The 25,016-nt window shown below is 64.2% G+C and carries 21 protein-coding genes; 14 read left to right on the forward strand and 7 right to left on the reverse strand.

Going from position 1 to position 25,016, the window contains the following annotated elements; all coding sequences use genetic code 11:
• Nucleotides 1-228 precede the first annotated feature (228 nt).
• The 5 genes from dusB to ntrX all read left to right on the forward strand — a co-directional run bounded on the left by dusB (nucleotide 229) and on the right by ntrX (nucleotide 7,813).
• Nucleotides 229-1,269 carry a tRNA dihydrouridine synthase DusB gene (gene dusB, locus UP09_RS30800; RefSeq protein WP_082070352.1) on the forward strand — a complete coding sequence of 347 codons (1,041 nt, stop codon included), beginning with the start codon at nucleotides 229-231 and terminating at the stop codon, nucleotides 1,267-1,269.
• Nucleotides 1,266-2,441, forward strand: coding sequence for a two-component system sensor histidine kinase NtrB (locus tag UP09_RS30805; protein WP_044542096.1), 1,176 nt, complete (start codon nucleotides 1,266-1,268; stop codon nucleotides 2,439-2,441). Before dusB ends, UP09_RS30805 begins: the two co-directional genes overlap by 4 nt.
• A gap of 12 nt (nucleotides 2,442-2,453) precedes the next feature.
• Entirely contained in the window at nucleotides 2,454-3,896 is a 1,443-nt protein-coding gene (gene ntrC / locus UP09_RS30810; RefSeq protein WP_044542097.1) for a nitrogen regulation protein NR(I), read from the forward strand.
• A 143-nt stretch (nucleotides 3,897-4,039) separates the two neighbouring features.
• Nucleotides 4,040-6,424: a sensor histidine kinase NtrY-like gene (locus UP09_RS30815; protein ID WP_044542098.1), complete on the forward strand. Its 2,385-nt coding sequence runs from the start codon at nucleotides 4,040-4,042 to the stop codon at nucleotides 6,422-6,424.
• A gap of 18 nt (nucleotides 6,425-6,442) precedes the next feature.
• Nucleotides 6,443-7,813, forward strand: a complete 1,371-nt coding sequence (gene ntrX, locus UP09_RS30820; protein ID WP_044542099.1) for a nitrogen assimilation response regulator NtrX — start codon at nucleotides 6,443-6,445, stop codon at nucleotides 7,811-7,813.
• A gap of 30 nt (nucleotides 7,814-7,843) precedes the next feature.
• Here the strand turns inward: ntrX and UP09_RS30825 are convergent, their stop codons facing one another.
• Nucleotides 7,844-8,716 carry a LysR family transcriptional regulator gene (locus UP09_RS30825; RefSeq protein ID WP_044542100.1) on the reverse strand — a complete coding sequence of 291 codons (873 nt, stop codon included), beginning with the start codon at nucleotides 8,714-8,716 and terminating at the stop codon, nucleotides 7,844-7,846.
• 92 nt (nucleotides 8,717-8,808) lie between these two features.
• On the opposite strand from UP09_RS30825, the gene UP09_RS30830 reads away from it, so the two are divergent.
• From UP09_RS30830 to mgtE, 4 genes are all read left to right on the forward strand, one after another.
• Entirely contained in the window at nucleotides 8,809-9,777 is a 969-nt protein-coding gene (locus tag UP09_RS30830) for a quinone oxidoreductase family protein (protein WP_044542101.1), read from the forward strand.
• A gap of 315 nt (nucleotides 9,778-10,092) precedes the next feature.
• Nucleotides 10,093-10,341: an RNA chaperone Hfq gene (gene hfq / locus UP09_RS30835; RefSeq protein WP_006020546.1), complete on the forward strand. Its 249-nt coding sequence runs from the start codon at nucleotides 10,093-10,095 to the stop codon at nucleotides 10,339-10,341.
• Between the two features lie 11 nt (nucleotides 10,342-10,352).
• Nucleotides 10,353-11,747 (forward strand): GTPase HflX, encoded by a 1,395-nt coding sequence (gene hflX, locus UP09_RS30840; RefSeq protein WP_044542102.1) that lies wholly within the window; start codon nucleotides 10,353-10,355, stop codon nucleotides 11,745-11,747.
• Nucleotides 11,748-11,897: 150 nt separating this feature from the next.
• Entirely contained in the window at nucleotides 11,898-13,268 is a 1,371-nt protein-coding gene (gene mgtE / locus UP09_RS30845) for a magnesium transporter (protein ID WP_044542103.1), read from the forward strand.
• 168 nt (nucleotides 13,269-13,436) lie between these two features.
• On the opposite strand, the gene mazG is transcribed toward mgtE, so the two are convergent.
• Entirely contained in the window at nucleotides 13,437-14,282 is an 846-nt protein-coding gene (gene mazG, locus UP09_RS30850; RefSeq protein ID WP_044542104.1) for a nucleoside triphosphate pyrophosphohydrolase, read from the reverse strand.
• 147 nt (nucleotides 14,283-14,429) lie between these two features.
• Between mazG and queC the strand changes: the two genes are divergently transcribed.
• Nucleotides 14,430-15,143, forward strand: coding sequence for a 7-cyano-7-deazaguanine synthase QueC (gene queC / locus UP09_RS30855; protein WP_044542105.1), 714 nt, complete (start codon nucleotides 14,430-14,432; stop codon nucleotides 15,141-15,143).
• A gap of 5 nt (nucleotides 15,144-15,148) precedes the next feature.
• Here the strand turns inward: queC and UP09_RS30860 are convergent, their stop codons facing one another.
• The 5 genes from UP09_RS30860 to UP09_RS30880 form a co-directional block, all read right to left on the reverse strand.
• Nucleotides 15,149-16,348, reverse strand: a complete 1,200-nt coding sequence (locus UP09_RS30860; protein WP_044542106.1) for an acyltransferase family protein — start codon at nucleotides 16,346-16,348, stop codon at nucleotides 15,149-15,151.
• Between the two features lie 348 nt (nucleotides 16,349-16,696).
• Nucleotides 16,697-17,074 carry a nitrile hydratase accessory protein gene (locus UP09_RS30865; protein WP_044542107.1) on the reverse strand — a complete coding sequence of 126 codons (378 nt, stop codon included), beginning with the start codon at nucleotides 17,072-17,074 and terminating at the stop codon, nucleotides 16,697-16,699.
• Entirely contained in the window at nucleotides 17,074-17,733 is a 660-nt protein-coding gene (nthB, locus tag UP09_RS30870) for a nitrile hydratase subunit beta (RefSeq protein WP_044542108.1), read from the reverse strand. The genes UP09_RS30865 and nthB overlap by 1 nt, the downstream gene beginning before the upstream one ends.
• Entirely contained in the window at nucleotides 17,730-18,374 is a 645-nt protein-coding gene (nthA, locus tag UP09_RS30875) for a nitrile hydratase subunit alpha (RefSeq protein WP_044542109.1), read from the reverse strand. Before nthA ends, nthB begins: the two co-directional genes overlap by 4 nt.
• A 126-nt stretch (nucleotides 18,375-18,500) precedes the next feature.
• On the reverse strand, nucleotides 18,501-18,788 hold the full coding sequence (locus tag UP09_RS30880) for a hypothetical protein (protein ID WP_044542110.1): 288 nt from the start codon (nucleotides 18,786-18,788) through the stop codon (nucleotides 18,501-18,503).
• 186 nt (nucleotides 18,789-18,974) lie between these two features.
• On the opposite strand from UP09_RS30880, the gene UP09_RS30885 reads away from it, so the two are divergent.
• The 4 genes from UP09_RS30885 (at nucleotide 18,975) to UP09_RS30900 (ending at nucleotide 25,015) form a co-directional block, all read left to right on the forward strand.
• Nucleotides 18,975-20,051, forward strand: a complete 1,077-nt coding sequence (locus UP09_RS30885) for a S1/P1 nuclease (protein ID WP_197082770.1) — start codon at nucleotides 18,975-18,977, stop codon at nucleotides 20,049-20,051.
• A gap of 349 nt (nucleotides 20,052-20,400) precedes the next feature.
• The gene (locus tag UP09_RS30890) at nucleotides 20,401-21,420 is read left to right on the forward strand and encodes a TRAP transporter substrate-binding protein (RefSeq protein WP_044542112.1); all 1,020 of its coding nucleotides are present in this window, start codon (nucleotides 20,401-20,403) and stop codon (nucleotides 21,418-21,420) included.
• A 21-nt stretch (nucleotides 21,421-21,441) separates the two neighbouring features.
• Nucleotides 21,442-23,340, forward strand: a complete 1,899-nt coding sequence (locus UP09_RS30895; RefSeq protein ID WP_044542113.1) for a TRAP transporter large permease — start codon at nucleotides 21,442-21,444, stop codon at nucleotides 23,338-23,340.
• Between the two features lie 25 nt (nucleotides 23,341-23,365).
• On the forward strand, nucleotides 23,366-25,015 hold the full coding sequence (locus UP09_RS30900; RefSeq protein ID WP_044542114.1) for an acyl-CoA synthetase: 1,650 nt from the start codon (nucleotides 23,366-23,368) through the stop codon (nucleotides 25,013-25,015).
• Nucleotide 25,016 lies beyond the last annotated feature (1 nt).

The following is a 25,016-nucleotide window of genomic DNA, read 5'->3' on the forward strand; positions in this document are numbered from 1 at the left end:
ATCGGGGATGAGGAAAGGGCGGCGGGGCAGCCGCGCACAGCCACTTACCATGACCGCTGTGCAAGAACAGAGCATTTCCAGATGACTGTGGGAAAAGCAGATTTTGTTGCACTGCACTTGCACAAATGGTAGAACTGTCTAAACTGTAGGCATGAAGCTTGACTGCACAAGATTTGTGCGTAAGAAGTACGGCGTCGGCTGCGATAGCGTGGTCGACAGAACGACGAGATGTCCGTGACCGGCGTGCAAAGTGTTTCCCATAACCCATTGAAGATAGGCGATATTGCTGTCGCCAATCGGGTTCTCCTCGCGCCCATGTCCGGCGTGACCGACGCGCCTTTCCGGCGACTTGCAGCGATGCTCGGCGCGGGTCTGGTCGTCTCGGAGATGACCGCCAGCGACGATCTGGTGAACGGCAGGCCGATGTCAAAGCTGCGCTGCGAAGCGGCAGGAATCGGGCCGCATGTGGTCCAGCTCGCGGGCTGCGAGACCCGCTGGATGGCTGAGGGAGCACGGATCGCCGAAGGCGCCGGCGCTGACATCATCGACATCAACATGGGCTGTCCGGCACGCCACGTGACCGGGGGCCAGTCGGGCTCCGCGCTGATGCGCGACCTCGACCATGCCGTGACTCTGATCGAGGCAACGATATCAGCAGTGAAGGTGCCGGTGACGCTGAAGATGCGGCTCGGCTGGGACGAACGATTGCTGAATGCACCGGACTTGGCCCGCCGCGCCGAGGCCGCCGGCGTGCAGATGATCACCGTGCATGGCCGTACCCGCTGCCAGTTCTACAAGGGCGAGGCGGACTGGACTGCGGTGCGCGCCGTGAAGGATGCGGTCGCGATCCCCGTGGTCGTCAACGGCGACATCACCTCATTCGACAAGGCCGTCGCCGCGCTCGATAAATCGGGCGCCGACGCCGTCATGATCGGCCGTGGCGCGCAGGGACAGCCCTGGTTGCCCGGCCAGATCGGCCGGCGCCTGGAGACGGGCATCGTCGAAGCTGCGCCTGATCTCGCGGTGCAGCTCAACCATATCCGCGTGCTCTATGACGAGGTCTGCAGCCACTATGGCCTGCGCATCGGGCTCAGGCATGCGCGCAAGCATCTCGGCTGGGCGCTCGAGAGCGCTGCCGCCTATAGCTGCGCGCCGGCCGCGACGTTGAAGGGCTGGCGGCAGAAGATCCTGACATCAGACGAGCCGTCCAGCGTGCACCGGTCGCTCGAGCATGCCTACGATGACTTTGCCTGGAGTGCTGCCGCATGACGTTAGCCGCGGAACATCGCCGGCCCGTGCCCACCGACGGTGAGGCGATCCTCAATGCACTGCCCAATCCGGTGCTGCTGGTGGCGCCCGACGGACGGATCGTCGATGCCAACATCGCCGCCGAATCCTTCTTCGAGATCTCGACCCAGTTCCTGCGCCGGCAGTCGCTGAAGGAGCTGGTGCCGTTCGGCAGCCCTCTTCTCGCGCTGATCGAGCAGGTGCGGAGCTCGGGATCGCCGGTCAACGAATACAAGGTCGATCTGGGCACGCCGCGCATCGGCGGCGACCGCCAGGTCGATCTCCACGTCGCACCGCTCACCGAGCGTCCCGGCCATATCGTCGTGATGCTGCAGGAGCGCACCATCGCCGACAAGATGGACCGCCAGCTGACCCATCGCAGCGCCGCGCGCTCGGTGATCGCGCTGGCCGCGATGCTCGCGCACGAGATCAAGAATCCGCTGTCGGGCATCCGCGGCGCAGCCCAACTGCTGGAGCAGCAGGCCTCCTCCGAGGACCGGCTGTTGACGCGGCTGATCTGCGACGAGGCGGATCGCATCGTCACGCTGGTCGACCGCATGGAAGTGTTCGGCGACGACCGGCCGGTGGCGCGCGGACCGGTCAACATCCATTCGGTGCTCGACCACGTCAAGCGCCTGGCGCAATCGGGTTTCGCGCGCAACGTCCGTTTCATCGAAGATTACGATCCGTCGCTGCCGCCGGTGCTGGCCAATCAGGACCAGTTGATCCAGGTATTCCTCAATCTGGTGAAGAACGCGGCCGAAGCCGTCGTCGATCTCGGAAGCGATGCGGAGATCCATCTCACCACGGCGTTTCGTCCGGGCGTGCGGCTGTCGGTGCCCGGCAAGAAGTCGCGGGTCTCGCTGCCGCTGGAGTTCTGCGTCAAGGACAACGGCTCCGGCGTGCCGGAGGACCTGCTGCCCAATCTGTTCGATCCATTCGTCACCACCAAGCAGACCGGCAGCGGCCTCGGCCTTGCGCTGGTCGCCAAGATCGTGGGCGATCACGGTGGCATCATCGAGTGCGAGTCACAGCCGCGCAAGACCACATTCCGCGTGCTGATGCCGATGTACAGCGCCGCCAAACCACATGACCAAAGCAGCCGCGATGACGTTCCGGGTACGCCGTCGCCTGCCTCTCAGAATGCACGATGAGGAACACCACCAATGCCTGCAGGTAGCATACTTGTCGCTGACGACGACACCGCGATCCGGACCGTTCTGAACCAGGCGCTCTCGCGCGCCGGCTACGAGGTGCGCCTGACCGGCAATGCCGCCACGCTGTGGCGTTGGGTCAGCCAGGGCGAGGGCGATCTCGTCATCACCGACGTTGTGATGCCGGACGAGAACGCATTCGACCTGTTGCCGCGGATCAAGAAGATGCGGCCGAACCTGCCGGTCATCGTCATGAGCGCGCAGAACACCTTCATGACCGCGATCCGCGCCTCCGAGCGCGGCGCCTACGAGTATCTGCCAAAGCCATTCGACCTCAAGGAGTTGATCACCATCGTCGGCCGGGCGCTGGCCGAGCCGAAGGAGCGGGTGGCCCATACCGCCGACGAAGGCGAATTCGATTCGATCCCGCTGGTCGGTCGCTCGCCGGCGATGCAGGAGATCTACCGCGTGCTGGCGCGGCTGATGCAGACCGATCTGACCGTGATGATCTCGGGTGAGTCAGGCACCGGCAAGGAATTGGTCGCCCGTGCGCTGCACGATTACGGCAAACGCCGCAACGGCCCGTTCGTCGCGGTCAACATGGCGGCGATCCCGCGCGACCTCATCGAGTCAGAACTGTTCGGCCATGAACGCGGCGCGTTCACCGGCGCCAACACCCGTGCCTCGGGCCGCTTCGAGCAGGCCGAAGGCGGCACGCTGTTCCTCGACGAGATCGGCGACATGCCGATGGAGGCGCAGACCCGCCTGCTGCGCGTGCTGCAGCAGGGCGAATACACCACGGTCGGCGGCCGCACCCCGATCAAGACCGACGTCCGTATCGTCGCGGCCTCCAACAAGGATTTGCGGATCCTGATCCAGCAGGGCCTGTTCCGCGAGGACCTGTTCTTCCGCCTCAACGTGGTGCCGCTGCGCTTGCCGCCGTTGCGCGAGCGCATCGAGGATCTGCCCGATCTGATCAGGCACTTCTTTTCGCTCGCCGAGAAGGATGGCCTGCCGCCGAAGAAGCTCGACACCCAGGCGCTGGAGCGGCTCAAGCAGCATCGCTGGCCGGGCAACGTCCGCGAGCTGGAAAACCTCGCGCGCCGTCTGGCCGCACTCTATCCACAAGACGTCATCACTGCCTCGGTGATCGACGGCGAATTGGCGCCGCCCGCGGTCGCCTCCGGCGGCAACGCCACGGTCGGCGTCGACAATCTGGGCGGCGCGGTCGAGGCCTATCTGTCCTCGCACTTCTCCGGCTTCCCGAACGGCGTGCCGCCGCCGGGCCTCTATCACCGCATCCTCAAGGAGATCGAGGTCCCGCTCTTGACCGCAGCGCTGGCGGCCACCCGCGGCAACCAGATCCGGGCCGCCGATCTGCTCGGCCTGAACCGCAACACGCTGCGCAAGAAGATCCGCGACCTGGATATTCAGGTCTACCGGAGCGGGGGATAGGTCGCCGGACACGGTTACCGCCGCAAATGGTGCTGGGAACATTGTCCTTGCGCCGTGGAAATGTCGCAATTCGGCAACATTGTGATATGATTGCATCAGTCCGCTAATCCAGCGGGACGAAAGCTCTCAGATTCATCGCCGGAATGACCAGCGCAGAGACCACGGTTTCAACGTTAGACACGTCGCCGGCCGCGCCGCGGGGCTTTCCCCTGCGGAGGTGGCTGGCGCCGTTTGCGGCGGTCACGGCGCTGCTGTCGGCATTCCTCACCTTCGTGGTGCTGAGCGGCCTGACCCCGGTCGAGCCGACAAAGCACGTCGTCTACTCGCTGCTGCTGATCAACGCAGCCATCATCCTGCTCCTGGTCGGGATCATCATCCCCGAGGTCTGGAAAGTGTTCCAGGCCCGGCGGCGGGGCAGGGCCGCAGCCCGGCTGCATGTGCAGATCGTCAGCTTGTTCTCCGTCGTCGCGGTGCTGCCGGCGGTGCTGGTCGCCATCATCGCCAATGTGACCCTCGACCGTGGCCTCGACCGGCTGTTTTCGGGGCCGACGCGGGAAGCGATCCAGAATTCGCTGAGCGTCGCCCGCGCCTATACCTACGAGCACGCGCAGCTGATCAATGGCGACATCCTCTCGGTGGCCAACGACCTCTCCAATGCGCGGGTGATCTACGACCAGGATCGGCGGACATTTCAGGAATTGCTGACGGCGGGTGCTGCGGCCCGCAACCTGACCGGAGCGATGCTGCTCGACAAGGACAGCAACATTCTGCAGAACGCCGACAACGGAATGACGCAGTACTTCGTGACTCCGCCGAAGGAATTGCTCGACAACGTCGCCGAAAACAAACCCGAAATATCGGTCTTCCCGGAAGAGAATTATGTCGCGGCGGTGGTTCGGCTGCGGGGTTTTACCGACACCTTTCTCTATGTCGCGCGCGTCCTCGATCCGCGCGTCATCGGCCAGCTGAAACAGACCCAGGCGAGTGTCGCCGAATATGCCCTGACGGAATCGCGCCGGCTCGGCATCCAGGTCACGTTCGCGCTGATGTTCGCGGTGATCGCGCTGACCATCCTGATGGCCTCGGTGCTGATCGGTCTCAATTTCGCCAACCGGCTGGTCGAGCCGATCCGCAATATCATGAGTGCGGCCAACCAGGTCTCGACCGGCGACCTGCATGTGCAGGTCCCCGTGGACAAATCCGAGGGCGACCTCGCCCAGCTCGGACAGACCTTCAACAACATGACGCAGGAGCTGCGCACCCAGCGCGACGAGCTCGTCAACGCCAGCGACCTGATCGACAGCCGCCGCCGTTTCATCGAAGCGGTGTTGTCGTCGGCGAGCGCCGGCATTATCGGCGTCGATGCGTCCGGCAGCGTCGGCATCCTCAACCGCTCGGCCGAGAAGCTGATCGGGCACGCCGAATCCGAGACGCTGGACCACCCGCTGTCGGACGTGCTGCCCGAGCTCGACGAGATGATGAAGACCGCGCGCGACGGCACCCAGCGGCTGGTGCAGGGCCAGATCACCATCAACCGCGACGGCCATGAGCGGAACCTGTCGGTGCGGATCTCGGCCGAGCAGACCAACCCGGCGCGCGACAGCTACATCATCACGCTCGATGACATCACCGATCTGGTGTCGGCGCAGCGCACCTCGGCCTGGGGTGACGTCGCCCGCCGTATCGCCCACGAGATCAAGAATCCGCTGACCCCGATCCAGCTCTCCGCCGAGCGCATCCGCCGCAAGTTCGGCAAGACCATCACCGACGCAAAGGACAAGTCGATCTTCGAGCAGTGCACCGACACCATCGTGCGTCAGGTCGACGACATCAGGCGGATGGTCGACGAATTCTCGCGCTTTGCACGGATGCCCAAGCCGGTGATGGAAGGCGAGGACGTCGCCGACGTGGTGAAGCAGGCGGTGTTCCTGATGAAGGTCGGCCATCCCGATCTCGACATCGAAGCCGACATCAAGCAGGACCCGCTGCGCGCGCAGTTCGACCGCAGGCTGATCTCGCAGGCGCTGACCAACATCATCAAGAACGCGACGGAAGCGATCGAGCAGGTTCCAGCCGACGAGCTCGGCAAGGGCCGGATCGACGTCGTTGCCCAGCAGGAGAACGACGACATCGTCATCGACGTCGTCGACAACGGCATTGGGCTACCCAAGGTCGCCCGCGCGCGCCTGCTCGAGCCCTATGTCACGACGCGGGCCAAGGGCACCGGACTCGGGCTCGCGATCGTCGGCCGCGTCCTGGAAGACCATGGCGGCCGCATCGAACTCAAGGATGCATCCGACTTCCGCGAAGGCCAGCGCGGCGCCTGGATGCGGCTGCGCTTTGCCGTGACCGGGGAGGCGGCCAAACCTGGTGACAACAAGCCCGGTGACAACAAGCTTGGCGACAACGGGCTCGGACCGGACGCGACCGAACCGGGTGCTGAAAATAATCCGCCGGGGGAGCCGACCGGCGACCCGGCACAAGCGACCAACAATGAACCAAGAATCAAAGCCGCAACGGGCGATTGACAAGGCAGGCGTAACCCCATGGCAAGTGACATTCTGATTGTCGACGACGAGGCTGACATTCGCGACCTCGTTGCGGGGATCCTGGACGATGAGGGTTTTGGCACCCGCACCGCGCGCGACAGCGATTCCGCGCTGGCCGAGATCGCCAACCGCCGCCCGCAGCTGGTCTTCCTCGACATCTGGCTGCAAGGCTCCAAGCTCGACGGCTTGCAGCTGCTCGAGCAGATCAAGAAGGACCATGCCGATCTGCCTGTGGTGATGATCTCCGGGCACGGCAACATTGAAACCGCGGTCGCCGCGATCAAGCGCGGCGCCTATGACTTCATCGAAAAGCCCTTCAAGTCGGACCGGCTGATCCTGGTCGCGAACCGGGCGCTGGAGACCTCACGGCTCAAGCGGGAGGTGAAGGAACTCAAGCAACTCGCTCCATCGGCAAGCGTTCTTACCGGTCGTTCGGCCTGCATGAACCAGCTTCGCCAGACCATCGACCGCGCCGCCAAGGCCAACAGCCGCATCCTGATCGTCGGACCGTCGGGCTCCGGCAAGGAGCTCGCCGCGCGTACCCTCCACCATGCCTCGGGCCGCTCCGAAGGGCCGTTCGTGGTCATCAACGCCGCCGCGATCACGCCGGAGAGGATGGAGGTCGAGCTGTTCGGCATCGAAGGATCGAACGGCGAGCAGCAGCGCAAGCCGGGGGCGCTCGAGGAAGCCCATGGCGGCACGCTGTTCATCGACGAGATCGCCGACATGCCGCGCGAGACCCAGAACAAGATCCTGCGCGTGCTGGTCGACCAGACCTTCCAGCGCCAGGGCGGCACCGCCAAGGTGCATGTCGATGTCCGCATCATCTCGTCGACCGCGCGCAATCTCGAGGAGGAGATCGCGGCCGGCCATTTCCGCGAAGACCTCTACCACCGTCTTTCGGTGGTCCCGATCCGGGTGCCGCCGCTGTCGGAGCGGCGCGAGGACATCCCCGAACTGATCGACTACTTCATGGACCAGATCTCGGCCACGACCGGCCTGCCGAAACGGCAGATCGGGCAAGACGCGATGGCCGTGCTGCAATCGCATGTCTGGCCCGGCAACGTTCGTCAGCTCCGCAACAATGTCGAGCGCGTCATGATCCTGGCCGGCGGCGGACCGGAGGCGATCATCACCGCCGACATGCTGCCGCAGGACGTCGGCTCGATGGTGCCGGCGATGCCGACCTCCAACAATGGCGAGCACATCATGGGCCTGCCGTTGCGCGAGGCGCGCGAGGTGTTCGAGCGTGATTACCTGATCGCCCAGATCAGCCGGTTCTCCGGCAACATCTCGCGCACCGCGGAGTTCGTCGGCATGGAGCGCTCGGCGCTGCATCGCAAGCTGAAGGCGCTGGGGGTCGGTTGACCCCCGAAGGTGAGTTGCGTCGAAGAGGGGCTAAAGGTCGCCATCGGCATCGATGCGCGTTCGCGCGAACACCTCGCGCAGCATTTGTGAGATGACTCTCACGGGGGCCGTGCGCTTCAAATCGGTGTGCACGACGAGCCATACGTCTCGGGAAACCAGCTGTGCGTTCGGGAGAACCGGGACCAGCTTCGGATCTGACGTTGCCATGAAGTCTGGTAACGCGGCGATACCGGCACCGGCCCGTGCTGCTGCCTGCTGTATTTCGAGGCTGCTGGCATAGAATGAAAAGGATCGCCCTTTTGCAAAATCCTCGATTGCCGCCTGCTGTGGGGCGCGAGTCGGTGGCCCGTCATAGCCTATGAAACGCCAATTCTCTTGCCCGGTCGCGGTGAGGTATTCGGGGTTCGCGTAAAGCCGAAAATTCATCTCGCCCAGCTTGGTGATCGTGAGATCTCCGTCTTCCGGGCGGCTCAGGCGGATGGCGATATCTGCCTCACCTCGCTCAAGAGAAGCGGTGCGCGCTTCGCCAATGATTCTGATCGTCAGTCGTGGGTGACGATTTTGCAGATCGACCAGTGGTGCGGTCAGAATCTCGACGGCAAGGGCTGGCGGCGCACTGATGGTTATGATTCCGGATAATTCAGAGCGCACACCATCAACGAGTCTTCGGACGGCCCGGGTATCGGCCTCCATCTTGTCCGCGATAGTGGCGACGCGCTCGCCGTCGGCCGTCAGGGTCCAGCGCCGGCCGCGCCGGTCGACGAGCGGAATGCCGAGGTCGTCTTCCAGCGATGCGATGCGGCGGGCGACGGTTGCGTGCTCGACATCGAGCATCCGTGCCGCAGCGGACAGAGAGCCTGTCGACGCCAGGGCGGAGAAGTAGCGGAGATCGTCCCAGTTCATCGGTTAAATTATTCACGGTTGATGTCAAAATATAGGTGATTTTCTATCGGACCGCCAGATGCCAGTACTCCGTTGCTAAACGGAGATGAGGCATGGACAAGAAGGTAGAACTGACCGCCGCGGGCGGTATCGATAAACTCAGGATTACGGACTGCGCACCTCTGCAGCCTGGTCCGAACGAACTCCGCATCCGCCACGAAGGTGTCGGCGTAAACTTCATCGACATCTACCAACGGATCGGCCTCTATCCCTTGCCGCTTCCTGCGGTTCTGGGCGTGGAAGGTGCTGGTGTCGTTGAAGCCGTCGGTGCCGATGTCGATAATATCAGGATAGGCGATCGCATTGCCTATGCCGGCGTCGCCGGCGCCTATGCGGCGACACGTCTTCTGCCATCCTGGCGCGCGGTCAAATTGCCGGACGACATCAGCACGAAAATGGCTGCCGGCTCGTTCTTGCGCGGGCTGACCGCACACATGCTTCTGACCCGCATTTATCCGGTTGGAAGCGGGACGACCTTGCTCATTCATGCCGCTGCGGGCGGCTTGGGCACCACGCTGACCCGATGGGCGAAACACCTTGGCGGCGTTGTCATCGGGACAGCCGGATCATCGGAAAAGGCAGAGATTGCGCGGGCGAATGGCGCAGATCACGTCATTGTCGGTCGCAACGCGGACCTCGCGTCGGAGGTCGGCCGGGTGACAAATGCCAAGGGGGTCGATTTTGCGATCGACGGCATCGGCGGCGACATGCTGCGCAAGTCTCTCGGCTGTGTCAGGCGGTTTGGGGTGGTCGCGTCGATCGGACAAGCAGCCGGGCCGATCCCGCCAGTTTCCGTCGAAGAACTCGGACCAATTCGTTCGCTGTCGCTCGCGCGTGCCAGCGTCATGGCCTATGCGGCGGAACAGCAAACCTATCGATGCGCCACGCAGGCCGTTATCGCCGCGATCCGTCAAGGCATCATTCCAAATGCCCGCACCGAATATGCCCTGACGGAAGTCGCCCAAGCCCAAAGCGATCTTGAATCCGGAAAAACCACCGGCACCCTGCTGCTGATCCCCTAGGGAGGGGTCATCACTGTCTGGGCAAGCACAAACGTCCGCGCCGTAGCACGCGATTCCGAGGCGTGCCGGCGGGTGGCCACTTATCCCCCAACTCAAGAATATTCGTCTATTTCCCCGGACTTTCTTAGAATTGCCACCGTGTTCCTACGGACTGACGCGCGAACCGGCTTGCCTAAAAAGCGCGCGTGGCCTCTAATCGTACCGCTATGCCTGCCAGAGGGGGATCTCAGGGCAGGCGGGCAGCCGGGGGAGGCTCCATCAGAGAGCCACATCCGGTTCAATAAAAAAGAAGCACAAGCTTGCGGGACAAAAACAATGGCGGCAGACCGCGCACAAAATCTACAAGACACCTTCCTGAACCACGTTCGTAAAACCAAAACACCGCTGACGATCTTTCTGGTCAACGGAGTGAAGCTGCAGGGCATTGTCACCTGGTTCGACAATTTCTGCTTGCTGCTGAGGCGCGACGGTCATTCGCAGCTGGTCTACAAGCACGCGATCTCGACCATCATGCCTGGCGCTCCGATCCAGTTGTTCGAAGGCGGTGAGGATGCACCGGCTTGAGAGTGAACTGATTGGAACCCTTCAACCGTGAAGGGGGCGCCGACCGGCCCAAGTCCAGGACCGGGGCGGCGGGGGACAGTAGCAGCGGGCGGGTGATCGTCATCGGCCCCTATCTGCGCACGCGCCGCGGCGACGGCGATGCGCAAACGGATTCGTCTATCCGCGACTACGAGGCGCGGATAGACGAAGCCGCAGGCCTCGCGCGTGCCATCGACCTCACCGTGGTGGAGCAGGTCATCGCGGCGATCAGCCAGCTCCGCCCGGCCACCTTTCTCGGCAAGGGCAAGGTCGAGGAGATCAACGGCCTGATCGCCGGCAACGATATCGAGCTCGTGGTGATGGATTGCGCGCTATCGCCGATCCAGCAGCGCAACCTCGAGAAGGCCTGGAGCACCAAAGTGCTCGATCGCACCGGCCTGATCCTGGAAATCTTCGGCCGCCGCGCCAAGACCAAGGAAGGCGCGCTGCAGGTCGAGCTCGCGCATCTCAATTACCAGCGCAGCCGCCTGGTGCGGTCCTGGACCCATCTCGAGCGCCAGCGCGGCGGCTTCGGCTTCATGGGCGGTCCCGGCGAAACCCAGATCGAGGCCGACCGCCGGCTGATCGGCGACCGCATCACGCGGCTCGAGAACGAATTGAAGAAGGTGCAGGCGACACGGCGGCTGCATCGCGCCGGACGCCAGCGCGTGCCGTACCGCGTGGTGGCGCTGGTCGGCTACACCAATGCCGGCAAGTCGACCCTGTTCAACCGCCTGACGCGCGCGGACGTGCAGGCCGCCGACATGCTGTTTGCGACGCTCGATCCGACCTTGCGCTCGCTCAACCTGCCGCATGGCGGCAAGGCGATGCTGTCAGACACCGTCGGCTTCATCTCCAATTTGCCGACCCAGCTCGTGGCTGCGTTCCGCGCCACGCTGGAGGAGGTGCTGGAGGCGCACATCATCCTGCATGTCCGCGACATCTCGCATGAGGATGCCGAGGCCCAGGAGCGCGACGTCGAGGCGGTGCTGCACCAGCTCGGCATCGATCCCGAAGCCGACGGCGGCCAGCGCGTCATCGAGGTCTGGAACAAGATCGACCGCTTCGATCCCGAGGAGCGCGACAATTTGCGAAACATCGCGGCCCGGCGCCCGCCGGAGCGGCCTTGCTTCCTGGTCTCGGCGGCCTCGGGCGAGGGGATCGAGGAACTGCTCGCCGCGATCGAAGACCGGCTCGCAGCCACGTGCACGACGCTGAATCTCTCGATCGACGCCTCCGACGGCGCCGGCATCAGCTGGCTGCACCGCAATGCCGAGGTGCTCACCAAGGAGCTGCACGGCGAGCGCTTCGACATGACTGTGCGCGTCGACGAGACCAAGCGGGACATCGTGATGTCACGGTTTGCCGCCGTGCCGCGTGTCGCATAGTTCTGGCTTGTCAGGTTCAGCCGGACTCCAATTGCTGGAATACGACGCTTCCATGACACGGCCGGCCTGCGACCCGCCGCCGCACTTTCTGTTTGAATTTCCCGTCGCCTTGGTTCATTGCGCTGCTGGGTGCAAAGGCGAGGGCGATCGATGCAGAATTCGGGCGAAGTCGTAACCAGCGGGACGCACGCGGGCCCGAACGGGGATCTCGCCCATGAGCGGGCTCCCGATATCGTCGAGGCCCTCAATGCGCAGGAGCCGGCGGTCGCAGCCTCGATGCTGCGGGCGCTGCCGGCCGAGCGGGCGATCGAGGTCCTGGATTTGCCCGGGCTCGACAACACCTGCGAGATCATTGCTGAGCTGCCCACCGAGACCGCGGTTGCGCTGCTGTCCGGCGTCTCCGACGACCGCGCCGCCGACATCTTCAAGGAGCTGATCGAGCCGCTCCGGACCACGCTGCTCAACCGCCTCAATCCGGACACCAGGGCCACCATCTCGACGCTGCTGGCCTATCCGGAACGCAGCGCCGGCAGCATCATGACCACCGAGTTTGTCAGCGTGCCGTCGAGCTGGACCATCGCCGAGGTCCTGCATCACATCCGTATGGTCGAGCGCACCCGCGAGACCGTCTACTCGATCTTCGTGACCGATCCGGTCAAGAAGACGCTGATCCAGGCGGTGCCGTTGCGCCGGCTGATTTCGGGCGATCCGCATGCCAGCGTGCTGACCGCGGCGCCGGCGCGCAAGCCGCTGATGATCTCGCCCGAGGCCGACCGCATGGAAGCGGCGCGGCTGATCTCCCGATACGACCTGCTGGCGGTCGCGGTCGTCGATGGCCCCGGCCATATCCTCGGCATTGTCACGGTCGACGACGTGATCGACACCATCGTCGAGGAATCGACCGAGGACGCCCAGAAATTCGGCGGTATGGAAGCGCTCGACGAGCCTTATCTGCGGATCAGTTTCCTCGAGATGATCAAGAAGCGCGGCGGCTGGCTGTGCGCGCTGTTCCTCTCGGAAATGCTGACCGCAAGCGCCATGCAGACCTTCCAGAGCGAGCTGGAGAAGGCGATCGTCCTGACCCTGTTTATTCCGCTGATCATGAGCTCGGGCGGCAATTCCGGCTCGCAGGCCACCTCGCTGCTGATCCGGGCGCTGGCCCTGCATGAGTTGCGGCTGCGCGACTGGTGGCGGGTCGCCTTGCGCGAACTGCCGACAGGCCTGGCGCTCGGCGCCATCCTCGGCGTCATCGGCATGGTCAGGATCACGCTCTGGCAGACGCTCGGCATCTTCGACTACGGTCCGCATTGGGGCCTGGTGGCCGCAACGGTCGGATCTGCGCTGGTCGGCATCGTGACCTTCGGATCGCTCTCGGGATCGATGCTGCCGTTCATCCTGAAGCGGATCGGCTTCGACCCCGCGAGCGCATCCGCGCCGTTCGTGGCGACGCTGGTCGACGTCACCGGCCTCGTGATCTATTTCGGCGTCGCGGCGGTGATCCTGCGCGGCACGCTGTTGTGACGATCTGTGAGTAGGCTACGCATCTGCAGCCACGAACCCGCTGTCGTCCCTGCGAAAGCAGGGACCCATAACCACCGCCTCTTATTGTTGAGCGCAGTCGCAGTTCCGCAGCTCAGCGGCGCGCGATGCTGAAGTGCGCGGTACTGGCAGCTTCAGCGAACCGATAGATCACGCGGTATGGGTCCCTGCTTTCGCAGGGACGACAGCGGATTTCGCCTCGTTCCAGAGCGCGTCCATCTCCTGCAATGTGGCGTCCTGCAGCGAGCGGCCCTTCGCGGCAAGGGTCCTTTCGATATACGCAAACCGCCGCTCGAACTTCGCATTCGTTCCACGCAGCGCCGTCTCGGGGTCCGCGCCGACGTGGCGGGCGAGGTTGACCAGCGCGAACATCAGGTCGCCGGTCTCTTCCGCAATCTCCTGCCTGTCATTGCGGTCGAGCGCGGATTCGATCTCGTCGGCCTCCTCGCGGATTTTGGCCAGCACCGCGCGCGGGTCGTTCCAGTCGAAGCCGACGGTGGAGGCCTTGCGCTGCAGCTCCATCGCGCGCGCCAGCGGCGGAAGGCCGGCCTTGACGCTTGCGAGCAGGGAGGTGTGTGCGGTGTCCTCCGGCGGTCGTCGCGCGGCGCGTTCGGCTTTTTCTTCGGCCTTGATGCGCTCCCAGGCGCTCTTGACGCCGGCGGGCTGGATGTTGCCGTCCTTGTCGGCGAAGACGTGCGGATGACGGCGGATCATCTTGGTTGTAACAGCCTCGACGACGTCGCCGAACGCAAAGGCCTTCTGCTCCTCCGCCATGCGGGCGTGATAGACCACCTGCAGCAGGAGATCGCCGAGCTCGTCGCGCAGATCCTCGAAATCGCCGCGCGTGATCGCGTCCGCGACCTCATAGGCCTCCTCGATCGTGTAGGGCGCGATGGTCGCGAAATCCTGCTCGAGGTCCCAGGGGCAACCGGTCACCGGCGTGCGCAGCGCAGCCATGATTTCGATCAGGCGTGAAATGTCGCGGGAAGGGGTCATCGGGCACCGGCGCGTGAGAGGCGCGGCTGTTATGCCAAATCGGCCCCGTCGATCCCAGCGAAACGCGCCGGAATCGAGACGCTGTCCACCGATTGGCCGCGGCGTCAGAGGATGCCAAATCGCATCCGGGGTGCTAAATCGCCTCTCATGGACGATCAGATCAACTCCGAGACCGCGCTGGTGCTGTTTTCCGGCGGCCAGGATTCCACCACCTGCCTCGCCTGGGCGCTGCAGCGCTTTGCCCGCGTCGAGATGCTGGGCTTTGCCTATGGCCAGCGCCACGCGATCGAGCTCGACTGCCGCGACCGCCTGTTGTCCGGCCTCACATCGCTGCGGCCGGACTGGGCTGCGAAACTCGGCGACAGCCATACGCTCGCGATCCCGACCTTGGCGGAGGTCTCCGACACCGCGTTGACTCGCGACGTCGCGATCGAAATGGGCGCTGACGGGTTGCCGAACACCTTCGTGCCCGGCCGCAATCTCGTATTTCTCACCTTCGCGGCAGCGCTAGCCTATCGCCGCGGCATCCGCCACATCATCGGCGGGATGTGCGAGACCGACTATTCCGGCTATCCCGATTGCCGGGATGAAACCATCAAGGCGCTGCAGTCGGCGCTCAATCTCGGCATGGCCAAAAACTTTGAGCTGCACACACCGCTGATGTGGCTCGACAAGGCTGCGACATGGCGGCTGGCCGACGAACTCGGCGGGGCAGGGCTGGTCGACCTGATCCGCGAGCACTCCCACACCTGTTATCTCGGCGACCGCGGCGCGCAGCACGATTGGGGTTCCGGCTGCGGCGAATGCCCGGCCTGCGCGCTGCGGGCGAAGGGCTGGCGGGAGTATGCAGCAGGGCTGTGAGGCTTTTAGGCCGTAGGTACTGCCGGTCCGGCCGCAGGCTCGGAGAGGGCGTTCGCGGCCCCTGCCGCCAGCCGAATTGACGGCGCGTCCACGGCCTTCTCCATGGCCATGGCGGCAACCAGAAACGAAGGCACGTAAGCGACAAAACTGATCAGAACGGACGTGCCATAAGAAAGCCCGGCGGCTTGAGCGGCCAGGAAGACGGAGCACGCAACCGAGAGCAGCACCGGGATGTGTGCTAGATAGAGCGGAAACGAGATGCGGCCGAGGTATTGGCCGGTCGGCCTCGCGAGCAGTCGCTGTGCCGCCGGCCAGCCGGTGATTAACGCCACCAGCATCACCGCTGAGATTGCGTGCCAGATCGACGCGTCGGCCTGAACCGTCAAGCCGGGGGCGATAATCGGAGGGAACGGAACAAGCGCCGTGATCGCGAGCAGCGCATCCCAGATCGGCCAGCGCTCAATGCTGAGCGGGACTGTGCCCAGCGTGAGAACCAATATCAAAATGGCCGGGCGCCAGCGCAGGCGTGCGGTGAAACGCGGAGCGTCCAGAAGATACAGCGCCGCGCCGAACAGGACCACCGAGATGTAGCTGCGCGCGAGCATGATGCCCAGCGCAAGCATGATGATTGCAGCCCACCGCGGCCGGTTGGCCGGCAGGCGCGTGGCGAAAATCCCGATCAGCAGAAGCGAGCCGAGAAATTCGACCGGCATTGTCCAGAGAACAGAATTATAAGAGTTCGCGCGCGTCGGGATGCCCAACAGGCTGTTCCAGGCCTGAAAAAGTGCATCAGTGAGACTTGGCTGCTGCGTGAACTGGCCCGACAGCCAGGTCGAGCGCGTGATCGCGGCAGCCTCGTGATTGAACGCAAGTCCTGACGCCAGGACGAACCAGCCGAACAGGCTGGCCGCGAGCACTGGAAGTCCGAGCCGGAGTGTCCGCTTCACGACGAGCGCAACCGCGGACATATCGCTGGTATGGAACGATTTGGCGAGAACGAACCCTGACAGCGCAAGGAAGATGCAGACCGCATAATTGCCGCCTGCCGCGATGAACAGAAAAGGGTAGGCCGAAAGCGCGACTTCCCAGGACCCCTGCGCGTGCTCGGGGCGCCCGGTGTAGATGGCGAAATCGAAGGCCATGACGAAATGCGACAGAGCGACGTTGAGCGCCGCGATGCCACGAAGGCCGTCGAGATAGGACATGCGGGAGGAAGGCATGGGAACGGCTCGATGACCCCGGTTACGAAAGGCAGCGAGTGTGTGGCAAGTTAGCTAACAAAGCCTTGCCTCGGCAGTCTACCGATGGGCTCTGGCCCCTCTACGCCGGGCGCGTGGGTCACTGATTTGCCCGACGGCGCAAGCCCCGCAGCTGTCATCGCCCGGCCTGTGCGCAATTGCGCACATGGACCGGGCGACCCAGTACGCCGCGGCCCATCTGCTCGAGCACGACCGTCTCTGGAATACTGGATCGCCCGGACAAGCCGGGCGACGACACCGAGGGTCGGCCGATTGATCATCGAAGCGGAATCTCACCCCGGAGCGAGCGCGCCGCTACTCGAAATCCGCCGGCGTCAGCTCGATCGGCTTGCCGTGCGGCGTGCGGTCGGCGGCGTGGTCCCAGGCGTCGCGGTAACGGTGCAGCGTCTCCGGCGTCGTCACGCCCTTTGTAGCGACGAGGTGTTCGAGCGTGGCCAGCCAGTGCTGGTAGTAGGTCTCGCCGGTATCGGGATCGCCGGCAGCTTGCGCACGCTTGATCTGCTCGGCGAGGGCGGCGGCCCATTCGCTCCAGGTGAACAGGCCCCGCTCATGAAGCGACAGCGCAATCGCAAACGCCTGGGCTTCCCAGGGTGCGCGGAACACCGGACCTTCATCATCGCGCGGAACGCCCGGCACCGCCTTTGCGGCGTGGCCGGCTGCTTCTGTGTCCATCACACGTGCTCCAGATAGGGCTCGAACGCATCGATCGAGATCTTGACGGTCGGGTCGGCATCCGGCCCCCAGAGTTCGTGCCCATCGAACACCACGGTGTAGAGCCATTGCGGATTCTCGCCGGCGTCGTTCGCTGCGGTGTCCGGAAAGACGTGGCAGCCATGGTCGCGTTCGACGATTCCGACATGGCCGCGCACGTAGCGCGGCAGCCGCGTATGGGTGGCGGGATGGATGTTCCTGGCGCGCACTCTGTCGCCGGCCTTGAACTTTGCAGGCGCCGGTGCTGCGCGGCCGAACTTGCCGCGGACCATCGTGCGTTCGACGTCGCTGACAGAAAGCTTGCCGGGTGCGAGCGGCTTGGCCGGCTTCACCGCATGTCCGGCAGCAACGTCCTCTTTCGCGAGATAGCCCTTGTCGAGCAGCAGGTCCTCAAGCCCGAGCAGCCATTTCTTGTAATAGGAACTCGACAGATAGACATGCGGGGGCAGGGCCTCGCGATAGAATCGCGAGGCGTCGATGTTGAAGGCGCCGGCGGCGCCCATCGCGCGCACCATGGCCAGCACCCGTGATTCCCATACTTGATGGAACATCGGCTCGTTCGGTTCGGGCTCGACCTTGCCGAACCCGTCCATGCCGCCCATGTCGTGCACGCCGTTCACGATCGCGCTCCCGGCTTTCGCGGAAACCCGGTGCCGATCATGGAATCGCGCGTCACCAGTTCAGCGAGCTGCTGTTCGCTCCAGCCTTCGGTACCTTCAGGCCGCATCGGCAGCACCAGGAAGCGCGTCTCCGCGGTGGAGTCCCACACCCGGATTTCAGTCTCCTTCGGCACGCTCACGCCGAAATCGGCGAGCACGCCGCGCGGGTCCTTGACCGCACGCGAGCGATAGGGCGACGCCTTGTACCAGACCGGCGGCAGCCCCAGCATTTCCCAAGGGTAACAGGAGCAGAGCGTGCACACGACCATGTTGTGACGGTGAGGTGTGTTCTCGACCGCGACGAGATGGTCGCCGACCCGGCTGACATGGCCGAGCGTACCGACCGCTTTGGTGGCGTCTTCGAGCAGCGCTGTTTTGAAGGCGGGATCGCTCCAGGCCCTGGCGACGACCTGGGCGCCGTTATGCGGACCGATCTTGGTCTCATAGGCCTGCACGATCGCGTCCAGCGCTGCCGGCTCGATATAGCCTTTCTCGGTCAGGATCGATTCCAGCGCGCGCACCCGCAGCTCGGTCTCCGACAAATCGGAATGGTCGTGATCGTGGTGATGATGGTCGTGATGGTCGTGATCATGTTCGCTCATGCGGGCAGGATAGGCGAAGAGGCCGTGTTGTGTCGAGGCAAGCGCACGACAGCGCGAGCAGGGGAGGTATTCATTGGCCGACTATGTGACGATCGAGAAGGGCGCTGACGTTCCGCCATCAGGCGCTCAGCAACCGTGGCAGATCGAGCTCTTCACCAGTTTGTCCACCGCCGCGTCCTGGCGGGCGACCGCCGGGCCGTTGTCGAGGTTCGCGCCCTTCATTTGACTGCCGACACCCGACGAGGACAGGGCGGTCCCCGCGGCGTTGGTGCCCGGCGCGCCCGGAGACGTCCCGGATGCTCCGCCTGTCGAGGAGTGGTGCATGCCCCCGCCGCCACCGCCCTTGCCGAAGCTTGCCGTGGTCGGGATGGCGATCGCGGCCGCGATACAAAGGATGGAGACGATTCTGATCATGAAATCCCTCCGGTCTGTGAGTCAGGTTCGATGGTACTTCAGGATGGTCCCCGGGGCTACGCACAAACGCATGAACGGACGGGAGCGAAGACGTTCCCAGGGAGCTACGGTCCGCATTGTCTTATGGTTGCTACTCAGGTGTGATACAACCGCGTCAAAGCGAGCTGAATGGCACAGGGGCCGATCATGTTGAGAGCCATTGTTGCGTTCGGATGGCTTGTCGTCGTCGCCCTCAATCCGACCGCTGCGTCGGCCTGGGGATATCAGGGTCATCGCGTGGTGGGCGCGATCGCGGACCAGTTGCTCAAGCCCGCCGCAAAGGCGCAGGTCCAGCAGATCCTCAACGAGGTCGACGAACGCGGCATCGACCTGCGCAAGGCCGCGCCATGGCCGGACTGCGTCAAGAGCGTCGTCCGCCATGATGACGGCCGGTTTCACTATGAGGTCGATCCCGATCATCTCGAGTTCGAGGTGCCCTGCACGCCGTTCAACTCGGCGCGGGAGAGGGCGCGGATGGTGGACTACGCCGCCCGCAACTGGTCGACCTGCTCTTATACGCCCGACGGCTTTGAGCGCGGTTGCCACAACACCTTCCATTTCGTCGATATCGCGCTCCAGCGCAGCTATTTCGATCGCAACTTCCAGGGCACCAATCCGCACGATCTGGTCGCGACGATCACGGCCGCCATCGCGGTGCTCCAGGGCAGGCCGATCCCGCCGCCGTTCCCGTTCTCGATCAAGGACAAGAAGGAGGCGCTGTTGCTACTGGCGCACCTGATCGGCGACCTGCACCAGCCGCTGCATGTCGGCGCAGTCTATCTCGATGCCAATGGGAAGCTCGTCGATCCCGACGTGGCCCACAAGGTCGATCCGGACACCGACGCGATCGGCGGCAATGCGATCCAGGACGGCGTCGCGGTCCCGTTCCAGACCATCAATCTGCACCATGAATGGGACGACATTCCACCCGATCTCGGCGATGCCGCCACCGGCGAACTGATGGATGCCGCGAAGTCGGTCCGAGCGAGCGAAGGTGCGCCGGAGGGCTGGCCGGCGGCCTGGGCCACCGACACGCTGCTGGTGGCGCATGACGCGTTCAAAGGCCTGAGCTTCAAGCCGACACAGCCGCCGGCGCAGGCGAAGTGGATCGTCACGTACGACAATCACACGGACTATTTGCAGGCCGCCGATGCCATCAAACGCAAGCAGCTGGCCAAGGGCGGAGCGCGGCTGGCGGAGCTGCTCAATGCGGTCTGGCCGTGAGGGATCGGTCGTGGCTGAACCTTGGACCCCATATCCATAATTCGCATAAGGTATATTATGGAACATTTATATCTACAATTAGATCAGATGTTTAGTGGGAAATCTTCGCACGGTCCTCGACCTTGGCCGTCATTTGGCGCGACCGACTTGCTACGGCAGATGCCGCCGGCCATCGCGCTCAAAGCGTGTCGCGCCACGCCCGATCGTCTCGTCTGAAAGCCCATATTGCCGCGGCGTACGGACGCTGCAATAAGCGCTGACATCAACAGAGATCGCTGGTGACCCCGCGGCATCAGGTCCGTATAGGATTGGCATCTCACAAGAACAACAAGCCTCGAGGGAGAAACCAATGAGCTTTTCACGACGTACGCTGCTGAAGGCCTCCGCCGCATCGGCCGTGCTGGGCGGCGTTGGCGCGCCATTGGTCGCGCGCGCCCAGACCGCCGAGTTCAGCTACAAGTTCGCCAACAATCTGCCGGAGTCGCATCCGTTCGTGGCGCGCGCCCGGGAGATGGCGGCGGCGATCAAGACTGAGACCAACGGCCGGTTCGACCTCCAGGTGTTCCCGAACAGCCAGCTCGGCTCCGATACCGACATGCTGAGCCAGGTGCGGTCCGGCGGCGTCGAGTTCTTCACATTGTCCGGCCTGATCCTGGCGACCCTGGTGCCGGCGGCCTCGATCAACGGCATCGGCTTCGCATTCCCTGATTACCCCACGGTCTGGAAGGCCATGGATGGCGACCTCGGCGCCTATGTGCGCGGCGAGATCAACAAGTCCGGCCTCGAGGTGATGGACAAGATCTGGGATAACGGCTTCCGCCAGACCACGTCGTCGAGCAAGCCGATCACCGGGCCTGACGACTTCAAGGGCTTCAAGATCCGCGTGCCGGTGTCGCCGCTGTGGACCTCGATGTTCAAGGCGTTCGATGCGTCGCCGGCCTCGATCAATTTCAGCGAAGTCTATTCGGCGCTGCAGACCAAGATCGTCGAAGGCCAGGAGAACCCGCTGGCGCTGATCTCGGCGGCTAAGCTGTACGAGGTCCAGAAGTACTGCTCACTGACCAACCACATGTGGGACGGCTTCTGGTTCCTGATGAACCGCCGCGCCTGGCAGGCGCTGCCTGAGGATATCAGGACCATCGTCGCCAAGAACGTCAACGCTGCTGCGGTCAAGGAGCGCGAGGACACCGAGAAGCTCAATGCGACCGTCAAGCAGGAACTCTCGGGCAAGGGCCTGGTCTTCAATCAGCCCGAGGTCGCGCCGTTCCGCGACAAGCTCCGCGCTGCCGGATTCTACGCCGAGTGGAAGGGCAAGTACGGCGACAAGGCGTGGGAGCTGCTTGAGAAGTCCGTCGGCAAGCTGTCGTAAGTTGGTCACGGGAGCCTTGTCATGGCCCAGGTGAAGGCTCAGGTCGAGGTGACGCCGGCCGTGGCCGGCGAGGCGGCGTCAAAACCCCCTCGCCGCCGCTCCGTTCTCGGGTCCATTGAAGCGGCGCTCGGGATGCTGGTGGAAATCCCGGCGGCGATCCTGGTCGTCACCGAAGTCGTGATCCTGTTCGCCGGTGTGATCTCGCGCTACGTGCTGCATTCGCCGCTGATCTGGTCCGACGAACTGGCCTCGATTCTGTTCCTGTGGCTCGCGATGCTGGGCTCGGCGGTTGCGTTCCGGCGCGGCGAGCATATGCGCATGACGGCGCTGGTAGCGAGCGCCGGACCGAGGCTTTGGGGCTATCTCGATGTCGTCGCGACCTGCGCAGCGTTGGCGTTCCTGATCCTGATCCTGCGGCCGGCCTATGAATACGCCTATGAGGAAAGCTTCATCACGACGCCGGCGCTGCAGATCTCCAACACCTGGCGCGCGGCGGCGCTGCCGGTCGGCACCTGCCTGATGGCGCTGTTTGCGCTGCTGCGCCTGGCGCGGGCCGGCGACGTCAAGACCTTGCTGATGGCTGCGGTCACGGTCGCGGCCCTGATTGGCCTGTTCTGGCTCGCGCAGCCCTTGCTGCGGCCGCTCGGCAATCTCAACCTGGTGATCTTCTTCGTCGGCGTGGTCGCCTTCTGCGTCTTCGCCGGCGTGCCTATTGGATTCGCTTTCGGCATGGCGATCTTCGGCTACCTCGCACTGACCACGCGGACACCGCTGATGGTGCTGGTCGGCCGGATGGACGAGGGCATGAGCCATCTGATCCTGCTCTCGGTGCCGCTGTTCGTGTTCCTCGGCCTGCTGATCGAGATGACCGGGATGGCGCGCGCCATGGTCGCGTTCCTGGCGAGCCTGCTCGGACATGTCCGCGGCGGCCTGCACTATGTGCTGGTCGGCGCGATGTATCTGGTCTCGGGCATTTCAGGGTCGAAGGCCGCCGACATGGCGGCTGTGGCACCGGTGCTGTTTCCGGAGATGAAGCAGCGCGGCGCGAAGTCGGGCGATCTCGTCGCCCTGCTCGCGGCCACCGGCGCGCAGACCGAAACCATTCCGCCGAGCCTGGTGCTGATCACCATCGGCTCGGTGACCGGGGTCTCGATCTCGGCGCTGTTCACCGGCGGCCTGCTGCCGGGCGTCGTGCTGGCGATCACGCTGTCGGGGCTGGTGTGGTGGCGCTACCGTGGCGAGGACCTCAGCCACGTCCAGCGCGCCAAGGCCGGCGAGATCGGGCAGGCGTTGGTGGTCGCCCTGCCCGCATTGGCGCTGCCTTTCGTGATCCGCTACGCGGTGATCGAAGGCATCGCCACCGCGACCGAGGTGTCGACCATCGGCATCGTTTACGCCCTGGTTATCGGGCTCGTGATCTATCGCCAGTTCAAATGGCGGCGGCTGTTGCCGATGCTGATCGAGACGGCGTGCCTGTCGGGCGCGATCCTGTTCATCATCGGTACCGCAACCGGAATGGCCTGGGGCCTGACCCAGTCCGGCTTCTCGCGCGCGCTGGCGGCGTCGATGACCGGCCTGCCCGGCGGTTCGGCGAGCTTCATTGCGGTCTCGATCCTGGCCTTCGTGATCCTCGGCAGCGTGCTCGAGGGCATTCCGGCGATCGTGCTGTTCGGGCCGCTGCTGTTTCCGATCGCGCGGCAGGTCGGCGTCCACGAGGTGCACTATGCCATGATCATCATCCTGGCGATGGGCATCGGATTGTTCGCGCCGCCGTTCGGCGTCGGCTATTATGCCGCCTGCGCCATCGGGCGCGTCGATCCGGCCGAGGGTATCCGGCCGATCTGGGGTTACATGCTGGCGCTGCTGATCGGCCTGATCATCGTCGCCATCTTCCCCTGGATATCGATCGGCTTCCTCTAAGTGCCCCTGCGGATGGGATAGAGCCATGAGTGCAGCTCACAACCAGTACTCAATCGGGCTGGACAAGACGCCGGCCAATTACGTGCCGCTGACGCCCCTGAGCTTCCTGGCGCGCTCGGCCGCCGTCTATCCCGACCATATCAGCACGGTCTATGAAGGCCGCAGCTTCACCTGGAAGCAGACCTACGAGCGCTGCAAGCGCTTTGCGTCCTATCTCGCCGGCCGCGGCATTGGCCACGACGACACGGTGGCGGCGATGCTGCCGAACATCCCGGCGATGAACGAATTGCACTTTGCGGTCCCGATGGCCGGTGCCGTGCTGAACGCGCTCAACATCCGTCTCGACGCGTCGTCGATCGCGTTCCAGCTCGACCATGGCGGCGCGAAGATCTTCCTCGTCGACCCCGAATTTTCCGCCGTGATCGCGGAAGCTTTGCCCCTGATGAAAGGTGCAAAGCCGTTCGTGATCGACGTCGACGACGCAGCGTATGCCGGCGGCAAGCGGATCGGCGAGATCGAGTACGAGGCGGCGGTCGCGCAAGGTGATCCCGCTTTCGTCGAACGGACGCCGGCCGACGAATGGGACGCGATCGCGCTGAGCTACACGTCGGGCACGACGGGCAATCCCAAAGGCGTGGTGACGCATCATCGCGGTGCGTATCTGAACGCCGTGAGCAACATTCTGGCCGGCAATCTCGGCCAGCATCCGGTCTATCTCTGGACGCTGCCGATGTTCCACTGCAATGGCTGGTGCTTTCCATGGACCCTGGCCGCGACCGCCGGCATCAATGTCTGCCTGCGCAAGGTCGACCCGGCCAAGATCTTCGAATTGATCCCGCAGCACGGCGTCACCCACATGTGCGGCGCGCCGATCGTCTACAACACGCTGATCAATGCCCCGAGCGCTCCCGGCGCCGGAAAGGCAACGTCCGTGGTCGGGCTGATCGCGGGCGCGGCACCGCCGGTTGCGGTGCTCGAAGGCGCCGAGCGTATCGGCATCAAATTGACCCATGTCTACGGCCTAACTGAGGTCTATGGCCCCGCCTCCGTCTGCGCCGAGCAGCCCGGCTGGGACGAACTGTCGGCTGACCAGCGCGCGCAATTGAAACGGCGCCAGGGCGTCTCCTATCCGCTGCAGGAAGGCGTCACGGTGCTCGATCCCGAGACCATGCGCGTGGTGCCGCGCGATGGCCAGACCATCGGCGAGGTCATGTTCCGCGGCAATATCGTGATGAAGGGCTATCTCAAGAACGAGAAGGCGACGCAGGAAGCTTTCGCTGGCGGCTGGTTCCACACCGGCGATCTCGGCGTGCTCGATGAGCATGGCTACGTCATCATCAAGGACCGCTCCAAGGACATCATCATCTCCGGCGGCGAGAACGTCTCCTCCGTCGAGGTCGAGGACATCCTCTACAAGCACCCGGCCGTGCTGTTCGCGGCTGTCGTCGCCAAACCCGACCCGAAATGGGGTGAAGTGCCCTGCGCCTTCATCGAGCTGAAGGATGGCGCCAAGGCGACCGAGGCCGAGCTCATCGCCTATTGCCGTGAGCACATGCCGGGCTTCAAGACGCCGAAGTCAGTGGTGTTCGGCGCGATCCCCAAGACATCCACCGGCAAGATCCAGAAATTCCTGCTGCGTAACGAGGTCGGGTCGGCGAAGGCGATCACGGCGTGAG

The sequence above is a fragment of the Bradyrhizobium sp. LTSP885 genome, from assembly GCF_000938305.1.
Classification (GTDB): Bacteria; Pseudomonadota; Alphaproteobacteria; order Rhizobiales; family Xanthobacteraceae; genus Bradyrhizobium.

Bases quoted from the DNA above. Each gene is read 5' to 3' on its own strand.
- UP09_RS30880 (WP_044542110.1), bottom strand. From the start codon at position 18,788: ATGATCAGAATCGTCTCCATCCTTTGTATCGCGGCCGCGATCGCCATC.
- UP09_RS30895 (WP_044542113.1), top strand. From the start codon at position 21,442: ATGGCCCAGGTGAAGGCTCAGGTCGAGGTGACGCCGGCCGTGGCCGGC.
- UP09_RS30890 (WP_044542112.1), top strand. From the start codon at position 20,401: ATGAGCTTTTCACGACGTACGCTGCTGAAGGCCTCCGCCGCATCGGCC.
- UP09_RS30815 (WP_044542098.1), top strand. From the start codon at position 4,040: ATGACCAGCGCAGAGACCACGGTTTCAACGTTAGACACGTCGCCGGCC.
- UP09_RS30885 (WP_197082770.1), top strand. From the start codon at position 18,975: ATGTTGAGAGCCATTGTTGCGTTCGGATGGCTTGTCGTCGTCGCCCTC.
- UP09_RS30900 (WP_044542114.1), top strand. From the start codon at position 23,366: ATGAGTGCAGCTCACAACCAGTACTCAATCGGGCTGGACAAGACGCCG.
- UP09_RS30825 (WP_044542100.1), bottom strand. From the start codon at position 8,716: ATGAACTGGGACGATCTCCGCTACTTCTCCGCCCTGGCGTCGACAGGC.
- UP09_RS30865 (WP_044542107.1), bottom strand. From the start codon at position 17,074: ATGGACACAGAAGCAGCCGGCCACGCCGCAAAGGCGGTGCCGGGCGTT.
- ntrC (WP_044542097.1), top strand. From the start codon at position 2,454: ATGCCTGCAGGTAGCATACTTGTCGCTGACGACGACACCGCGATCCGG.
- mazG (WP_044542104.1), bottom strand. From the start codon at position 14,282: ATGACCCCTTCCCGCGACATTTCACGCCTGATCGAAATCATGGCTGCG.
- ntrX (WP_044542099.1), top strand. From the start codon at position 6,443: ATGGCAAGTGACATTCTGATTGTCGACGACGAGGCTGACATTCGCGAC.
- dusB (WP_082070352.1), top strand. From the start codon at position 229: ATGTCCGTGACCGGCGTGCAAAGTGTTTCCCATAACCCATTGAAGATA.
- hfq (WP_006020546.1), top strand. From the start codon at position 10,093: ATGGCGGCAGACCGCGCACAAAATCTACAAGACACCTTCCTGAACCAC.
- UP09_RS30805 (WP_044542096.1), top strand. From the start codon at position 1,266: ATGACGTTAGCCGCGGAACATCGCCGGCCCGTGCCCACCGACGGTGAG.
- UP09_RS30860 (WP_044542106.1), bottom strand. From the start codon at position 16,348: ATGTCCTATCTCGACGGCCTTCGTGGCATCGCGGCGCTCAACGTCGCT.
- mgtE (WP_044542103.1), top strand. From the start codon at position 11,898: ATGCAGAATTCGGGCGAAGTCGTAACCAGCGGGACGCACGCGGGCCCG.
- UP09_RS30830 (WP_044542101.1), top strand. From the start codon at position 8,809: ATGGACAAGAAGGTAGAACTGACCGCCGCGGGCGGTATCGATAAACTC.
- nthA (WP_044542109.1), bottom strand. From the start codon at position 18,374: ATGAGCGAACATGATCACGACCATCACGACCATCATCACCACGATCAC.
- queC (WP_044542105.1), top strand. From the start codon at position 14,430: ATGGACGATCAGATCAACTCCGAGACCGCGCTGGTGCTGTTTTCCGGC.